Annotated in this window: 16 protein-coding genes; 8 read left to right on the forward strand and 8 right to left on the reverse strand. The window is 68.9% G+C overall.

The window, feature by feature from the left end; genetic code table 11:
- Positions 1-86: 86 nt before the first annotated feature.
- The 5 genes from ACIBQ1_RS44465 to ACIBQ1_RS44485 form a co-directional block, all read right to left on the reverse strand.
- Positions 87-371 (reverse strand): hypothetical protein, encoded by a 285-nt coding sequence (locus tag ACIBQ1_RS44465; RefSeq protein WP_397286952.1) that lies wholly within the window; start codon positions 369-371, stop codon positions 87-89.
- A gap of 181 nt (positions 372-552) precedes the next feature.
- Complete coding sequence (locus ACIBQ1_RS44470; RefSeq protein ID WP_397286954.1) at positions 553-1494, reverse strand: NADH-quinone oxidoreductase subunit H; 942 nt, start codon at positions 1492-1494, stop codon at positions 553-555.
- Complete coding sequence (locus tag ACIBQ1_RS44475; protein WP_397286956.1) at positions 1487-1954, reverse strand: NADH-quinone oxidoreductase subunit C; 468 nt, start codon at positions 1952-1954, stop codon at positions 1487-1489. The genes ACIBQ1_RS44470 and ACIBQ1_RS44475 overlap by 8 nt, the downstream gene beginning before the upstream one ends.
- 515 nt (positions 1955-2469) lie before the next feature.
- Positions 2470-2979 carry an NADH-quinone oxidoreductase subunit B family protein gene (locus tag ACIBQ1_RS44480; protein WP_318787639.1) on the reverse strand — a complete coding sequence of 170 codons (510 nt, stop codon included), beginning with the start codon at positions 2977-2979 and terminating at the stop codon, positions 2470-2472.
- A gap of 918 nt (positions 2980-3897) precedes the next feature.
- Positions 3898-4269 carry an NADH-quinone oxidoreductase subunit A gene (locus ACIBQ1_RS44485; protein WP_397286958.1) on the reverse strand — a complete coding sequence of 124 codons (372 nt, stop codon included), beginning with the start codon at positions 4267-4269 and terminating at the stop codon, positions 3898-3900.
- 156 nt (positions 4270-4425) lie between these two features.
- On the opposite strand from ACIBQ1_RS44485, the gene ACIBQ1_RS44490 reads away from it, so the two are divergent.
- From ACIBQ1_RS44490 to ACIBQ1_RS44515, 6 genes are all read left to right on the forward strand, one after another.
- Positions 4426-5928, forward strand: a complete 1503-nt coding sequence (locus tag ACIBQ1_RS44490; RefSeq protein ID WP_397286960.1) for a polysaccharide deacetylase family protein — start codon at positions 4426-4428, stop codon at positions 5926-5928.
- A gap of 33 nt (positions 5929-5961) precedes the next feature.
- Positions 5962-6051 carry a putative leader peptide gene (locus ACIBQ1_RS44495; RefSeq protein WP_350733556.1) on the forward strand — a complete coding sequence of 30 codons (90 nt, stop codon included), beginning with the start codon at positions 5962-5964 and terminating at the stop codon, positions 6049-6051.
- A 190-nt stretch (positions 6052-6241) separates the two neighbouring features.
- Positions 6242-8086 carry a 2-oxoacid:acceptor oxidoreductase subunit alpha gene (locus ACIBQ1_RS44500; protein WP_397286962.1) on the forward strand — a complete coding sequence of 615 codons (1845 nt, stop codon included), beginning with the start codon at positions 6242-6244 and terminating at the stop codon, positions 8084-8086.
- Entirely contained in the window at positions 8079-9125 is a 1047-nt protein-coding gene (locus ACIBQ1_RS44505) for a 2-oxoacid:ferredoxin oxidoreductase subunit beta (protein ID WP_397286964.1), read from the forward strand. Before ACIBQ1_RS44500 ends, ACIBQ1_RS44505 begins: the two co-directional genes overlap by 8 nt.
- Positions 9126-9328: 203 nt before the next feature.
- Positions 9329-10252 carry an NAD-dependent epimerase/dehydratase family protein gene (locus ACIBQ1_RS44510; RefSeq protein WP_397286966.1) on the forward strand — a complete coding sequence of 308 codons (924 nt, stop codon included), beginning with the start codon at positions 9329-9331 and terminating at the stop codon, positions 10250-10252.
- A gap of 60 nt (positions 10253-10312) precedes the next feature.
- Positions 10313-10969: a hypothetical protein gene (locus ACIBQ1_RS44515; RefSeq protein WP_397286968.1), complete on the forward strand. Its 657-nt coding sequence runs from the start codon at positions 10313-10315 to the stop codon at positions 10967-10969.
- Here ACIBQ1_RS44515 and ACIBQ1_RS44520 read toward each other — a convergent pair.
- Positions 10966-11820, reverse strand: coding sequence for a hypothetical protein (locus tag ACIBQ1_RS44520; protein WP_397286970.1), 855 nt, complete (start codon positions 11818-11820; stop codon positions 10966-10968). The genes ACIBQ1_RS44515 and ACIBQ1_RS44520 overlap by 4 nt on opposite strands.
- On the opposite strand from ACIBQ1_RS44520, the gene ACIBQ1_RS44525 reads away from it, so the two are divergent.
- Positions 11810-12361, forward strand: coding sequence for a hypothetical protein (locus tag ACIBQ1_RS44525; RefSeq protein WP_397286971.1), 552 nt, complete (start codon positions 11810-11812; stop codon positions 12359-12361). The two genes, ACIBQ1_RS44520 and ACIBQ1_RS44525, sit on opposite strands and share 11 nt — an antisense overlap.
- Positions 12362-12636: 275 nt before the next feature.
- Here ACIBQ1_RS44525 and ACIBQ1_RS44530 read toward each other — a convergent pair whose 3' ends face one another.
- Together ACIBQ1_RS44530 and ACIBQ1_RS44535 are read right to left on the reverse strand one after the other, a co-directional pair.
- Positions 12637-13557, reverse strand: a complete 921-nt coding sequence (locus ACIBQ1_RS44530; protein ID WP_397286973.1) for a hypothetical protein — start codon at positions 13555-13557, stop codon at positions 12637-12639.
- The gene (locus tag ACIBQ1_RS44535; protein ID WP_397286975.1) at positions 13557-14369 is read right to left on the reverse strand and encodes a 2OG-Fe(II) oxygenase; all 813 of its coding nucleotides are present in this window, start codon (positions 14367-14369) and stop codon (positions 13557-13559) included. Before ACIBQ1_RS44535 ends, ACIBQ1_RS44530 begins: the two co-directional genes overlap by 1 nt.
- A gap of 105 nt (positions 14370-14474) precedes the next feature.
- Here ACIBQ1_RS44535 and ACIBQ1_RS44540 point away from each other — a divergent pair, with 105 nt between their 5' ends.
- Complete coding sequence (locus ACIBQ1_RS44540) at positions 14475-15398, forward strand: glycosyltransferase family 2 protein (RefSeq protein WP_397286977.1); 924 nt, start codon at positions 14475-14477, stop codon at positions 15396-15398.
- Positions 15399-15401: the final 3 nt, after the last annotated feature.

Below are 15401 nucleotides of genomic sequence, written 5' to 3' on the forward strand. Positions count from 1 at the left end.
CGCACCGCCCCGGCTCGGAACTCCGGATCAAAACGGCGTCTCGTGGTTCCTGCCACGACCAAACCTCTCTTGGTTCGGTCTCCACGTTACGAGGGGAAGCCCAGTCGGAGGCCGCGGAGGCGTTGCCAGCCGGGTGCGCGGCTTGCCAGGACCGTGCGTACGCCGTCCGGAGGGTGGGAGCGGGCGTCCAGCAACGGGACACCCGCCCTCTGGGTGAAGAGGTCCAGGTCTGGCTTGCGCCACTCGCCCGGCAGGTCGAGCAGGACCAGGCCGTCCGCGTCCAGGGCCGCCACGCCTTGCACGGGTTGGTGGCTGCCGGTTTTGGCGGTGGCCTGCCGGCAGTTGTAGTGGTACAGGCTCGCGGGTGTCACGCGTACGGAATGGCCTGAAGCGTTGTCGGTGACGACCAAGGTTCGGTGCTGGAATGCCAGGACGGTTTCCGGGCGGAGTTCGCCCTTTGTCGCGCCCGAGATCGGGACAAGATGGTTCACAGTCATACCCCCAAGGGCCCCTGCCCGGTACGACGAATAAAGCGAACCTAAAGTTTCTGCTCTAGATGAGAACCCTGATGATGCCGGTCAGAGCCAGTTGCCCCAGGGCCAGGGGGACCAGGATCGCCCAGGCGAGCTTTTGGAGCTGGTCCTCGCGCAGCCGGGGGAACGTGACGCGCAACCAGATCACCACGAACGACAGCGCGAACACCTTGATCAGCGTCCACAGCCAGCCGGGGAGGAACGGGCCGTGCCAGCCGCCCAGGAACAGGACGGTGGTCAGGAACGACAGGACCACGATCCCGACGTACTCGGAGAGCATGAACAGCGCGAAGCGCATGCCCGTGTACTCGGTCATCGGGCCCATGATGATCTCGGACTCGGCGATCGGCATGTCGAACGGGGGGCGGCGCAGCTCGGCGAGCCCGGCCAGGAAGAAGACGACGCCGCCGACGGCCTGCCATGGCAGCCACCACCACTGCCACGCCTCGACGATGCCGGGGATCGACAGCGTGCCCGCGGCCATGGCGACGGAGGAGGCCGCCAGGACCAGCGGCAGTTCGTACGACATGAGCTGGGCGGCCGAACGCATGCCGCCTAGCACCGAATATTTGTTGGCCGAGGCCCACCCGGCCATGATCGAGCCGAGGACGCCGACGCCCATGACGGCCAGGACGAAGAAGAGGCCGAGGTCGAGGTTCACGCCCACGCGGCCCCGGTCGATGGGGATGGCGATCAGCACGACGAGGTACGGGACGAGCGCCACGCCTGGGGCGATCATGAAGATGCGGCGGTCGGCCGCGGCCGGGATGACGTCCTCCTTCTGCGCGAACTTCACCCCGTCGGCGATGAGCTGCGCCCAGCCGTGGAAACCTCCCGCGTACATGGGGCCCAGCCGCGACTGCATGTGAGCCATGACCTTGTGCTCGGTCTGCCCGACGATCAACGGCAGAACCAGGAACACGATGAGGATGACGGCGAAGCTCAGCACCACTTCAAGCATCGGGCGGCCCCCAGTCGGCTGGAACTCCTGGCGGAAGCGTCTTGCGGCGGCTCGGAGCGCCGTGCCCCGACTCGCCGGGCTCCTTGGCGCCGGGCCACGGCTTGGCCACGCGGGCGGCGAGGATGAAATCCTTGCGGAGCGGATAGCCCTCGAACCCGTCCGGCAGGAGGAGTGGCACGAGGTAGGGGTGGTCGTCGAAGATCACGCCGAACATCTCGAACGTCTCGCGCTCGTGCCAGTTCGCGCCCCGGTAGACGCCTACCGCGGTGGCGAGGTGGGGGTCTTCGCGGGGTACGCGGGTGCGGAGGAGCAGGCGGGCGTTGGTGGTCAGGTTGTAGACGTGGGCCACGACGAGGAAGGCGTCCGGCGGGTCGTCGACGCCGGTCAGCCAGTCGAAGAACGCGTAGCCGAGGTCGTCTCGGACGAATGTCAGGAGCTCGATCCAGTCGGCGGGGGCCACGTCGATCGTGGTGTCACCGTAGGACTCGGAGATTTCGGCTCGGGCTCCGAACCGGGTGTCCAGGTGGGTGAAGGCGCCAGGGGGGCGAGTGCCGTCGGATGGCTGATCCGGTGCGGCCCGGCGGGCGGTCCCCTCTTCGTGGGCGGTGTCCTCTTCGTGGGCGGTGTCCTCTTGGTGGGCGGTGTCCAGTTGCTGGGCTGTGTCCGCTTCGTGAGCCGTGTCCGCTCGGTGGGCCGCATCCGGCGGCTGCACAGCGGCCAGCGATTGGGCCGTGTCCGGCGGCTGTGCGGCGGCCCGCGGCTGGGAGGAAGCCGTTGGCTGGCCCGCGGCCGTTGGCTGGCCCGCGGCCGTTGGCTGGCCCGCGGCCGTTGGCTGGCCCGCGGCCGTTGGCTGGCCCGCGGCCGTTGGCTGGGCGGGTGGGCGAGCGACTGGCTGCTCGGGCGGATGCTGATCGTGGGGGTTGGAGGTGTGCGAGGGCTGGGGGGTGTCGTCCGGGCGGTCCGGGGTTCCCTCGGTCACGCGTCCTCCCCGTGGGAGCGGGACCACACGTACCGGTCGCTGAGCTTCTCGTCGGCGATCTTCTCCTGAAGCTTCATGATCCCGTACAGGAGGGCCTCCGGGCGGGGCGGGCAGCCCGGCACGTACACGTCGACGGGGATGATCTGGTCCACGCCGTTGGTCACGCAGTAGGAGTCCCAGTAGGGGCCGCCGGAGTTGGAGCAGGCGCCGAACGAGATCACGTACTTCGGGTCGGGCATCTGCTCGTAGAGCCGCTTGACGGCTGGGGCCATCTTGTCGGTGACCGTGCCGGAGACGATCATCAGGTCAGCCTGGCGCGGACCGTTCGCGAACGGGATCACGCCGAACCGGATGAAGTCGTGCCTGCTCATCGAGGTCGCGATGAACTCGATGGCGCAGCAGGCCAGCCCGAAGTTGAACACCCACAGCGAGTAGCGCCGGCCCCAGTTGAGCACGAAGCGCATGGGCTTGGGCGCCAACCTGGAGATCGGGCCCACGGTGGGCATCGGGAGGTCTGTTGCTGCCATGTTGACCATTCTTGCGCGGATCGCAGGTCAGGCAAAGGAATCTTCGCTTGGGGGGTGTTTGGGGGTTTCTTGGCCTTGGTGGCGGGCCGTCGGAGTCTCCCTGAGGTGCTGCGCCACACGGTGGCCGTACGGGCTCGCGGCCGAGGCCGCCGCGTAGGTCCGGGCCCGCGCCTCGGCGCTGATCTGGGTGAGCGGGATGGGCACGCCGGGCGTGGGTGAAGGGGCGTGGCAGTGGCGGGAAACGGAAGGGCGCGGACGGCACGGGCTCCAGCGGCGCGAGGACGGGCGGCGGTGGACGGCGCCGGGAGCGGTGGGCGGGCGCTGGGAATCGTGGGCGGCGCTGGGAATCGTGGGCGGATGCGGGCGTGGGTCGGGGCAGGGGGTGCGGGCCGGAGGGCACGGAGGGCGGGCCGGGCCGCCGGACGCAGGCGCGGGTCGGGTGGGCAGAGCTCGGGTCGGGCGAGCAGGGGGTGGGTCTGGGCGCGGGGATGGCACAGGCCGCGGGTCGGGTGGCGTGCGAGCGGGCGCGGGTCGGGCGGGAGGTGGCGGGTGACTCAAGTGCGCTGCGCCAGCGAGGTGAGGTGTGGATCGGGCAGGGCGCGCGAAGGGCGAGCAGCGCCGGATTGGGTGGCGAGCGGGTTGGACGGCCTGCGAGCGGGCCGGGGGTTGAGTACGGCGCGCGGAGTGGGCTGAGCCAGGTGCGGAGCTCAGGTGGCGCGATCGGTACGCGAGGGCTCGGCGTGGGGTGCGCGCAGGCTGGGCGAGGGTTGCGGGAGGGCTTGGCGTGGGGTGCGGGCAGGCTGGGTGTGGGTGGGTGTTGATCGGGGGGGGTGTGCGGTGCCGAGGTCCGGTTCCTGGGAGTGATGGTTTGCCGGTTCTGGCCGTGCAGGGGGCGGGTTAGGTCCAGGTGAGTACGCGTTTGCGCCACGCGTACAGGATGCCGAGGGCGATGAAGCCCAGGAAGACGAACATCTCCACGAGCGTCGTCAGCCCGTAGCCGGGCGCGTCGAAGACCGTGGCCCAGGGGAAGAGGAAGACGGCGTCCACCGCGAACACCACGTACAGGTACGTGAAGACGTAATAGCGGACCTGTGACTGCGCCCACCCCTCCCCGACCGGGTCGACCCCGCACTCGTACGTGGTCAGCTTCTCCGGGGTCGGGCGGGTCGGGCGGAGGAGGCGGTTGGCCATCAAAGCGCCCGCCACGATGGCCACGCCTATGGCGAGCAGCGCGGCGACGAGTACGTAGGACTCGAAATAGCCCTCCATGAGGGAGATCGTAACCCGGGATGCCCATCTACGAATCTGATCGAAGCCCACAAATCACCCACGATCACAGGGAACGTACCCACCGCAGTCAAAGGCTAGGGAGTGATCACGTCAAAACAGGGTAAACAGCAAGATCAGCCCCATACCCTGACATCCATGCACAAAACGCGATTCTTCTCCGGAATCGCTCTGCTGGCCCTCTCGGCGGCCGCTTGTGGTCTGGCGGCCGCCTCCCCCGAGAGGGACGTCGTGGTCCCGGCAGAGCCGACGATGATCGACTTTGTCGACCCGGCGGCCGTTGCCGGACTGTCCACCAGGACGCTCACCGAGGACCACTACGCCGGCAACCGATTTGTGCACATCGACTACCCCGAGTTCCAGTCCGCCCCCGCGCTCAACCGCGCCCTGCACGCCCAGGCCGAGCGGCAGTTGCGGGACTTCCGCGGGCGGACCAAAGGCCGCTCCGCCTACCCGAAGCCCGAGCTGAACGTGGACTGGCAGCTCGCCGCCGCCTCCCCCCAGGCATTCGCGGTACGGCTGCGTACCGGCGAGTTCCAGGGCGCGGGCTGGAGCTACTCCACGCGCACGTACTGGTTCGACCGGCGCGCGGGAAAGGTCACGGAGTCGGCCGGGCTGCTCGACGGCGAGCACGCCCTGCGGCAGCTCACCCAGCTGGTACGCGAGCAGCTCAAGGGACGCGGCGCGCAGGTGGCGCGGGAAGAGGTCAGCGCCCGCGGCGACCGGTTCGACTCGATGGCGTTCAACCGGAGCGGGGACCTGGTGGTCGAGTTCGACGACTGCCAGATCGGGCCGTGCTCGCTGGGGCGACTGGCCGTGGCGATCCCGGCGGAGCGGGTACGCCCGCTGCTGTCCGAGTTCGGGCAGCGGGCGCAGGACGACATACGGGAGGCGGCCAGGCGGGCGCAGGACAATGTGCACGCGGCGGCCGAGAGGGCGCCGATCCGGCAGTCCGAAACGGCGGAGAGCCCGCAGGCCGCCAGCAACCAGGCGGGGACCGTGGACTGCGCCAAGGCCAAGTGCGTGGCGCTGACGTTCGACGACGGCCCCGGGCCCTTCACCGCCAGATTGCTGGACATCCTGCGGAAAGACCGGGCCAGGGCGACGTTCTTCGTGGTCGGCTCCAACGCCGCCGCCCAGCCCGAGCTGGTCAAGAGGATGAGCGCGGAAGGGCACCTCGTCGGGAACCACACCTGGGACCACAAGGACCTGTCCAAGCAGGCCACCAGCAGGATCACCGACTCTCTCGCGCGTACCGAGGACGTCGTCGAGGCCGCCATCGGGCAGCGGCCGGCGCTCGCGCGGGCGCCGTACGGGGCCACGAGCCAGAGCGTGCGCGACGTCGCGGCCGGGCTGGGGCTGGCTCTGGTCGACTACGACGTCGACGTCAAGGATCTGCTCACGCATAAAGCGGGCGACATCACGGACCTTGCCGTGCGCAAGGCGCATCCAGGTGCGATCATTCTCATGCACGACATCCACCGGGAAGCCGTCGACGCGGTTCCGGACATCCTCAAAAGGCTGCGGGGGAAGGGTTACAGCTTCGTCACCGTTCCTGAGTTGTACGGCTCGGCAGGGATGCAGGCCGGACGCCTGTACCGGTCGGGGGACGAGCTGCCGGGTAAGCGACCCCTGACGTAAGACACGTATTGGGGGGACGTATAGTTGGCGCTCGTGACCCGCACCGTTCTCTACGCCCGCCTGCATGTGGACCTCTGCAGGCTGGCGTCCGGGCTGTGTCGTCGTTCTCCCACCTCACCCTGATTCGACCGCGTTTACCCGCTCTTTGCGGGAAGCAAACGCGCGACCTTCCGAGGATCTAGCATGGATACAGAGAACGCGCCCGCGGCGAACGCGCCTCGGGCGTCGAGGAGGACTGAGCCGTGACCCAGCGCAGCGAGGGCACCAATGAGCACAGTCGAGTTTCGTTCACAGCACTGAAGAGGGAGGCGCTGTGAACAAGCAGGTCCAGCAGCTCGACCGCGTGATCATCAGATTCGCCGGCGACTCCGGCGACGGCATGCAGCTCACCGGCGACCGCTTCACCGCGGGCACGGCGGAGTTCGGCAACGACCTGTCGACGCTCCCCAACTTCCCTGCCGAGATCCGCGCGCCCGCAGGCACCTTGCCGGGTGTGTCGAGCTTCCAGCTCCACTTCGCCGACCACGACATCCTCACGCCCGGCGACGCGCCGAACGTGCTCGTGGCCATGAACCCGGCGGCTCTCAAGGCCAACCTGGGCGACCTGCCCAGAGGCGCGGACATCATCGCGAACATCGACGAGTTCACCAAGCGCAACCTGCAGAAGGTCGGCTACGACGCCAACCCGCTGGAGGACGAGTCGCTCAGCGAGTGGCGCGTGCACGCGGTGCCGCTGACCTCGCTCACCGTCAAGGCCCTCGAAGGTTTCGACCTGTCCAAAAAGGACGCCGAGCGGTCGAAGAACATGTTCGCGCTGGGCCTGCTCAGCTGGCTCTACCACCGGCCGACCGAGCACACCGTCAAGTTCCTCGAGCAGAAGTTCGCGAAGAACCCCGACATCGCCAAGGCCAACATCGCGGCCTTCCAGGCCGGCTGGAACTACGGCGAGACCACCGAGTCCTTCTCCGTCTCGTACGAGGTCAAGCCCGCCCAGCTCGCCCCCGGCGTCTATCGCAACATCTCGGGCAACCAGGCCCTGGCGTACGGTCTGATCGCCGCCAGTGTGCAGTCCAAGCTGCCGCTGTTCCTGGGCTCCTACCCGATCACCCCGGCCAGCGACATCCTGCACGAGTTGAGCAAGCACAAGCGGTTCGGCATCCGCACCTTCCAGGCAGAGGACGAGATCGCGGGCGTCGGCGCGGCGCTCGGGGCCGCGTTCGGCGGAGCGCTCGGCGTGACCACCACGTCCGGCCCGGGTGTGGCGCTGAAGGCCGAGACCGTCGGCCTGGCGGTCACCACGGAGCTGCCGCTGATCATCGTGGACGTGCAGCGCGCGGGCCCGAGCACCGGCATGCCGACCAAGACCGAGCAGACCGACCTGCTGATGGCCATGTTCGGCCGCAACGGAGAGTCGCCGGTGCCGATCGTGGCGCCGATGTCGCCGAGCGACTGCTTCGACGCCGCCATCGAGGCCACCCGGATCGCGGTCAAGTACCGCACCCCGGTCATGCTGCTCTCGGACGGCTACCTGGCCAACGGCTCGGAGCCCTGGCGCCTGCCCGAAGTGTCCGACCTGCCGGACATCTCGCAGCCGTTCACCGACGCCCCCAACGGCGCCGACGGCGAGTTCCTGCCGTACAAGCGCGACACCGAGACGCTGGCCCGCCCGTGGGCCATCCCCGGCACCGCCGGGCTGGAGCACCGCATCGGCGGCATCGAGAAGGCCGACGGCACGGGCAACATCTCCTACGACCCGAACAACCACGACCTGATGGTCCGCACGCGCGCCGCGAAGATCGCCGGCATCGACGTGCCGGAGCTGGCGGTCGACGACCCCGACGGCGACGCGAAGGTGCTGGTCATCGGCTGGGGCTCGACGTACGGCCCGATCGCCGCGGCCGTCCGCCGGATCAGGCGCAACGGCGGCAAGGTCGCCCAGGCCCACCTGCGCCACCTCAACCCGCTGCCCGCCAACACCGGCGAGGTGCTCAAGAGCTACGACAAGGTGCTGCTGCCCGAGATCAACCTCGGCCAGCTCGCGCTGCTGCTGCGGGCCCGCTACCTCGTCGACGTGATCAGCTACAACCGTGTGCGCGGGCTCCCGTTCAAGGCCGAGGAGCTGGCCGGAGTCATTCAGGACGTGATCGACAGTGACTGAGCTCGTAAACGGGAAGGGCCTGTCGCTCATCCCCAAGACCGACGTCAAGCAGACCCTGAAGGACTTCAAGTCCGACCAGGAGGTGCGCTGGTGCCCGGGATGCGGCGACTACGCCATCCTGGCCGCGGTGCAGAGCTTCCTGCCGGAGCTGGGGCTCAAGCGCGAGAACATCGTGTTCGTGTCGGGCATCGGCTGCTCGTCGCGGTTCCCGTACTACCTCAACACGTACGGTTTCCACTCGATCCACGGCCGCGCGCCCGCCATCGCGACGGGGCTGGCCGCCTCCCGGCCCGACCTGTCGGTGTGGGTGATCACGGGTGACGGCGACGCGCTGTCGATCGGCGGCAACCACCTGATCCACGCGCTGCGCCGCAACGTCAACCTGAACATCCTGCTGTTCAACAACCGGATCTACGGGCTGACCAAGGGCCAGTACTCGCCCACCTCCGAGGTCGGCAAGATCACCAAGTCGACGCCGATGGGCTCGCTGGACAAGCCGTTCAACCCGATCTCGCTGGCTCTCGGCGCCGAGGCGTCGTTCGTGGCCCGCACCATCGACTCCGACCGCAAGCACCTGCAGTCGGTGCTGCGCGAGGCCACCGCGCACCGCGGCACGTCGCTGGTGGAGATCTACCAGAACTGCAACATCTTCAACGACAACGCCTTCGAGCAGCTCAAGGACCCGGGCATCCGCGACGACATCACGCTGCGCCTGGAGCACGGGCAGCCGATCGTGAGCGCCTCCAAGGCCGTCGTGCGGGCGGCCAACGGGGGCATCGAGGTGGTGGCGCGTGACAGCGTGAGCGAGGACCAGATCCTCGTGCACGACGCGCACGCCCCCGACCCGTCGGTGGCCTTCGCGCTCAGCAGGCTGGACGAGCCGGCGTTCGAGCACGTGCCGATCGGCATCTTCCGGCAGATCGGCCGGCCGGCGTACGACGTGCTGATGGCCGAGCAGTTGGAGGAGGCCGTGGCGCAGAAGGGCCCCGGCGACCTGAGCGACCTGCTCATGGGTGGAGACACCTGGCGCATCGGCTGATTAGATGGAGCCGTCGGCCCGAACGGCTCCATCTTCCACAGAGCGGCGAACGCTCAGGCCCGAGAGCGGTAGCTTGCGTGACCAGCGAGGGCCAAGTGAGCGCGACAATTCAACACAGAGCGGCGAACGTTCAGGCCCGAGAGCGGTAGCTTGCGTGACCGGCGAGGGCCAAGTGAGCCATTCAACACGGAGGTCAATCCACGATGTCGTATTGGCCGGAAACCGTGGTGCTGGTGACCGGGGCGGCCGGATTCATCGGTGCGCATCTGGTGACGCGCTTACGAGCGCTCGGCGCCCAGGTGCACGCCGTCAGCCGCCGCCCCCAGCAGGCTCGCCACGGCGAGACCTGGCACGTGGCGAGCCTGAGCGACGCCGACGCGACGACGCGCCTGTTCCGGTCGGTACGACCGACCCACCTGTTCCACCTCGCCGGCGAGGTCACCGGTTCGAGAGGTGACGAGGTCGTCCGCGCGACCCTGGAGAACAACGTCATCGGCGGGGTCAACGTGCTGGCCGCCGCGCACGAAAGCGGCGTCAGAACCGTCTTCACCGGCTCCATCGAGGAGCCGCGCCCCGGCAACGACCACGCGTCGCCGTCGTCGGCGTACGCGATGTCCAAATGGGCCGCCACCGGCTACGCGCAGCTCTACCACCGGCTCTGGGGGCTGCCCGTCACCGTCCTGCGCCCCAGCATGGTCTACGGGCCGGCCCAGCCCGACACCACCAAGCTCGTGCCCTACGTGACGCTCTGCCTCCTGCGCGGCCAGCACCCCCGGCTCACCAGTGCCGCCAAGCTCGCCGACTGGATCTATGTCGACGACGTCGTCGACGCCTACGTTCTGGCGGGCGAATCGGACAAGGCCGTCGGACACACTCTGGATATCGGGACCGGCGTCAAGACCCCGGCCCATGAGGTCGTCGAGCGGCTTTATCGGATCACCGGCGCGGGCACGAAGCCCGAATTCGGCGCGGCCCCCGATCGCCCGCACGATATTACGCAGGTCGGCGACATCGCGCCCGCCGCGGATCGGCTGGGCTGGCGTCCTGTCACGGAATTGGACGAAGGGTTGCGCCGGACAGTCGATTGGTACGCGTCGCAAGAATGTCACAAAGAATCACAGGCTTAGCCGCGCCCGCATAATTCTGGGAGCATAGAGGGGACTTATCCTGGCCGGAGGAGCGCCTTTATGAGCCGTCTGAATGCCCTGCGCAGCCGTTTCGTGGACGCTCCGGATTCGCTGGGGGCCAAGGCACGGGCGCGGAGGTGGCAGTGGTTCGCCGACCGGTTCCCTGACCTCGACCAGATGAACGTGCTCGACCTCGGCGGCACGGCCGGGGCCTGGATGCGCGCGCCGGTCAAGCCGGCACACGTCCACATCGTCAACCTGGAGCAGCCGCCCGCCGACCTGCCGTCATGGCTGCGCGCCGACGTCGCCGACGCCTGCGACCTGCCGGCCGCGATCCGCGGCACGCGGTACGACCTGGTGTTCTCCAACGCGGTGATCGAGCACGTCGGCGGGCACCAGCGCCGGCAGCGGTTCGCCGACACCGTGCACGAGATGGCCGAGCGGCACTGGGTGCAGACGCCCTACCGCTATTTCCCGGTCGAGCCGCACTTCCTGTTCCCCGGGTTCCAGTTCCTGCCGCTCGCCGCGCGGACGACGATCCTGCGCCGCTGGCCACTCGTCCACACCCCGACCTCCGACCGCGACGCCGCCCGGATGATCGCCATGGAGGTCGAGCTGCTCAGCGTGACCGAGATGCGGCACTACTTCCCCAAGTCCCAGATCCGTTTCGAACGGCTGGCCGGGCTGGTGAAGTCGGTCATCGCGATCCGCAGCTAGTCCGAGGCCGGCACGCTCGCTCCGCCGCTCTCCCAGGTGTTGCCCTTCCAGACGTTGCCCGGCCCGTTGGAGTCCCAGTACGACACCGGGCCGGCGGATCCTCCCTTGGGCCACACCCTGCGGCTGAAGACATTGTCGATCACCTTGATGTTCGAGGACAGGCCCTTCCTGCCGGCGCCCGCGTAGAGCGACCAGCCGCCCCCGGCCAGCAGGTTGCCCTGCACGGTGACGTTGCGGGTCACTCCGAAGTCCTGGAAGAGCGCGATCGCGCCGGTCTGGTCGAGCGTGTTGATCACCGTGTTGCGCCGGATGATCAGCTCGGTGCCCGCGGCGGCGGTGCCGGTCGACATGATCATGTCTGTGTGGTCGCCGGAGTAGTACTTCGGGTCGTGCACGTACGAGTCCTCGACCAGCCCCTGGTCGGTGAGGATGCCGTTGGAGATCGTGTGGATGTCCACGCGGCGGATCGTGATCATCTTGCCCTGGTTGAGGATGCCGAACTGGGTGCGGTTCTTGCCGTTGCCGAAGATCTCGCTGTCCTCGACCTTGAGACCCGAGAAGCCCTCGCGCTGGAGAATGCCCCAGTAGTCGTCCTGCCCGCGCACCCGGGTGTTGCGGATGGTCACGTTGTCGGCCTCGACCGTGATGTCGCCGGTGATGTCCCAGCCGTCGATGACCTTGCCGTCTTCCTTGATGACGATCGAGCCGGTCTTGCGGACCAGCTCGGTGCCGGCGGGAACGCCGGTGTTCCCGGGGCCGGGCCAGCCGCCGCTCGGCGGCGGGGCGGTGGTCGTCGGCGTCTTCGTGGGAGTCGCCGTGGGGGTCCCGGGCAGCGTCCTCGTGGGCGTCACCGTGGGGGTCGCGGACGGAGTGGTGGGCGTCCCCGTCGGCGTCACCGTGGGAGTCGGTGTCCGCGTCGGAGTCGGCGTCCGCGTGGGAGTCGGCGTCCGCGTGGGAGTCGGCGTCCGCGTCGGGGTCGGCGTCCGCGTCGGCGTCCGCGTCGGGGCCGGTGTCCGCGTCGGGGTCGGCGTGGGACTCTCAGGCGTCCCCGTCGGTGTCGAAGTCGGTGTCGGCGTCGGTGTAGGGCTCTCGGGCGTCCTCGTGGGAGTGGCGGGCGTCTCACGCGTGGGAGTCGGAGTCGCGCCGGACGTCCTGGTCGGTGTCGGCGTCGGCGAGGAGATCAGGGTCGGCGTCTTGACGGGCGTCCCGGTCGGCCTGGGCCGCGAGGTCGGTTTCTTGGTGGGCCGCTTGGGCCACCACCACGGCCCCCTGGTCCGCTCCTTCCGCGGCCGAGGGTTGTCGGTGGTGGGGCGCGGCCGGGACTTCTGCCCGGCGGCGGCCTGCGGCGAGACCGCGGCCTTCGCCCCGCCCGCGTCCGTCAGGGCCGCCTGAGGCTTCAGCACGTCAGAGGCGATGATGCCGTACCCGCCGGCCAGCACCGCCACGGCGGAGACACCGGCCAGGGGTAACCACCCGTTCCGCCTTTTATTTCGTTTACTGCGCCGATGTCGTGACACTGGCGACTCCTTCCGATCACGGCCACGTCGAGTCCCCAAGGGGAGAGAGTAGCCATGCCGGAAGCACTAAGAGGGGTTTTTGCCGAAAAGGACTCGTTTACCCCTCAATTCCCAGAAAGCTCACCTTTCTCAATGATCACAAAAAGCCCGCTATCCCGGACTTACCGCCCCGCCGTTTTCCCAGGTGTTGCCGTGCCACGTATTTCCGGGCCCGTCCTTATCCCAATATGAAACCGGCCCGGCAGAGCCTCCCTTGGGCCACACCCTGCGGCTGAAGACGTTGCCGATCACCTTGATGTTCGACGACTTGCCCTTGGCCCCGGCGCCCGCGTACAGCGACCAACCGCCCCCGGCCAGCAGGTTGCCCTCCACCGTCACGTTCTTGACCACGCCGAAGTCCTGGAAGAGCGCAATCGCGCCGGTCTGGTCGAGCGTGTTGATCACGGTGTTGCGCCGGATGATCAGCTCGGTGCCGTCTGCGGGCGGCCCGGTCGACATGATCATGTCGGTGTGGTCGCCGGAGTAGTACTTCGGGTCGTGCACGTACGAGTCCTCGACCACACCCTGCTGGGTCAGGATCCCGTTGGAGATCGTGTGGATGTCGACCCGGCGCACCGTGACCAGCTTGCCCTGGTTGAGGATGCCGAACTGGGTGCGTTCCTTGCCGTTGCCGAAGATCTCGCTGTCCTCGACCGTCAGCCCGGTGCGCCCCTCGCGCTGGAGGATCCCCCACCAGCCCTTGGTGCCGCGGACCCGCGTGTTGCGAATGGTCACGTTGTCGGCCTCGACCGTGATGTAGCCGGTCACCTCGACGCCGTCGATGACCGTGCCGCTCTTGGTCACCCGGATGGACCCGGATTCGCGCAGTGGCACGCCCTTGGGCACCCCCGTGTTGTCCGGCCCCGGCCAGCTCCGCTCCTGCGGCTTCAGCGGCGGGGCCGAGGCGGACTCGGACGCGGACGCGGTGGGTGGCCGGGTGGCGATCGGCTCCCGGGCCTCGGAACTCTGGCACCCGCTCAGCAGCACGATCAGGCCGACACCGATACACCGGCCGACGACGTACGCCCTCACTAGGCCTTGGTCCTCCGGCCGCCGACGAGATCGGCCAGCGCGGGCGGCGTCCAGCGCTTGGCCACCTGGCGCAGGTTGCTCTTCCACGCCTCGCCGGGCCGCTGTTTGAACAGCGTGGTGTGGTCGTCGGTGACCTCGTCCTCGGGTCTGCCGTTGGAGTAGTAGTAGAGCGCCATCGAGCGCCGCGCCCGGTCCGGCGGGCAGGTGAGCGGGTCCGGATGCCCGTGGTTGGCGTCGTCGGTCGTGGCAAACAGCACGAACCGGTTGAAGAGCGGAAGGATCTTGCCCTCGCACTCGGACATGTCCTTGTTCCACAGCTGCAGGTGCCCGCCGTAGCTCTCCTCCCAGTCCTTGTTGAGATAGAGCAGGCCGTTGAGCCGGCGGTCGAGGTTGAGCTTCCGGCTCTTGTTGAAGTCGGCGTGCACCTTGAGGAAGCCGCCCGGCCGGATCTGGTGCAGGCCGCCGCCCTCGAAGTGCGGGTCGGAGACGAGCTGCGTGATGCCGGTCATCCGCTCCAGGAACTCGACGAACACCCCGCTGTTGAACTCCGCCAGCAGATGCCTGGTGGCCGGCCCCATGCGCTCGGTGTCGGCCAGCGCCAGCTTCACCTCGCGCGCGGTGTCGAACCGCTCCCAGGTGGCGTCACGCGGCTCGGGGAACTCTCCGAGGACGGGCTCCAGCACCTCGGGCGGCAGGAAGTCGTCGATGACCACGTGGCGGAACGGCGAGGCCGTACGGAACTGCTCGGAATACTTGTCCGCCAGCGGGAAGAGGTCATCCCGGCGGAAGGTGAAAGCCTGCAGATCCTGCATGAAATGTGTCTCCGTCTCTACGACACCCGGCCCCTACCTCCTCATCGCCTCAGCCGTGTCAGCTGTTACCTGTAACGCTCCATTGCTGGGGCGCGATGGCGACATGTGACGCCCGGCCCTCCCCGAGTCGCGATCGTGATCGTGACCTACAACAGCGCTCCGGTCCTCGGCGGCTGCCTGGCCTCTCTGCCGGTGGGCAGCGCCGGGGTACGGCTCACCGCCGTCGTCGTGGCCGACAACGCCTCCAAGGACGGCTCGCTCGGCATCGCGGAACAGGCCGCCGACCTGCCCGTCCGTCCCGTGCCGGTGGGCCGGAACGCCGGGTACGCGGCGGCGATCAACGCCGGGATCGCGGCGCTCGACCTCGACGAGCTCGACGCGATCTTCGTGATGAACCCGGACTGCCGCCTGCGCCCCGGCTCGCTGGCCGTGCTGAGCGAGGCCCTCGGCCGTCCGGGCACCGGCATCGCCGTCCCCCGGCTGCTCAGCACCGAGGGCATCCTCCACCACTCGCTGCGCCGTACGCCGGCCGTACGGCGTGCACTGGCCGAGGCGGTGCTCGGCGGGAACCTGGCGGGCCGCATCGGCGCGCTGGGCGAGATGATCGTCGACCCCGGACGCTACGAGCGGCCGGGCCCCGCGGACTGGGCCACCGGGGCCGCCATGCTCATCTCGGTCGCGGCGCTCACCGAGGTCGGCCCGTGGGACGAGTCCTTCCTGCTCTACAGCGAGGAGACCGAGTACGCGCTGCGGGCCGCGGACGAGGGCTGGACCCTCTGGTACGAGCCCGCCGCGGTGGTCGAGCACATCGGCGGCGAGGCGAAGACCAGCCCGATGCTGGCCGCGCTGCTCACGGTCAACCGCGTGCGGCTGTTCCGGCGGCGCAGGGGCAAGATCGCGACCGCGGGCTTCTATCTGGCCGTCCTGCTCGGCGAGGCCATGCGGGCCGCCGCGGGCCGCCGCACGGCCAGAGCGTCGGTCGCGGCCCTCCTCAGGCCCTCCAGGCGGCTACGCACCCTACCCGGATGAAAG

The organism is Nonomuraea sp. NPDC050153, assembly GCF_044460125.1.
Lineage (GTDB): Bacteria > Actinomycetota > Actinomycetes > Streptosporangiales > Streptosporangiaceae > Nonomuraea.

Excerpts from the sequence above, each read along its gene's own strand:
- ACIBQ1_RS44515 (WP_397286968.1), top strand. The coding sequence starts at position 10,313 with ATGAGCCGTCTGAATGCCCTGCGCAGCCGTTTCGTGGACGCTCCGGAT.
- ACIBQ1_RS44485 (WP_397286958.1), bottom strand. The coding sequence starts at position 4,269 with ATGGAGGGCTATTTCGAGTCCTACGTACTCGTCGCCGCGCTGCTCGCC.
- ACIBQ1_RS44470 (WP_397286954.1), bottom strand. The coding sequence starts at position 1,494 with ATGCTTGAAGTGGTGCTGAGCTTCGCCGTCATCCTCATCGTGTTCCTG.
- ACIBQ1_RS44490 (WP_397286960.1), top strand. The coding sequence starts at position 4,426 with ATGCACAAAACGCGATTCTTCTCCGGAATCGCTCTGCTGGCCCTCTCG.
- ACIBQ1_RS44480 (WP_318787639.1), bottom strand. The coding sequence starts at position 2,979 with ATGCCCACCGTGGGCCCGATCTCCAGGTTGGCGCCCAAGCCCATGCGC.
- ACIBQ1_RS44510 (WP_397286966.1), top strand. The coding sequence starts at position 9,329 with ATGTCGTATTGGCCGGAAACCGTGGTGCTGGTGACCGGGGCGGCCGGA.
- ACIBQ1_RS44535 (WP_397286975.1), bottom strand. The coding sequence starts at position 14,369 with ATGCAGGATCTGCAGGCTTTCACCTTCCGCCGGGATGACCTCTTCCCG.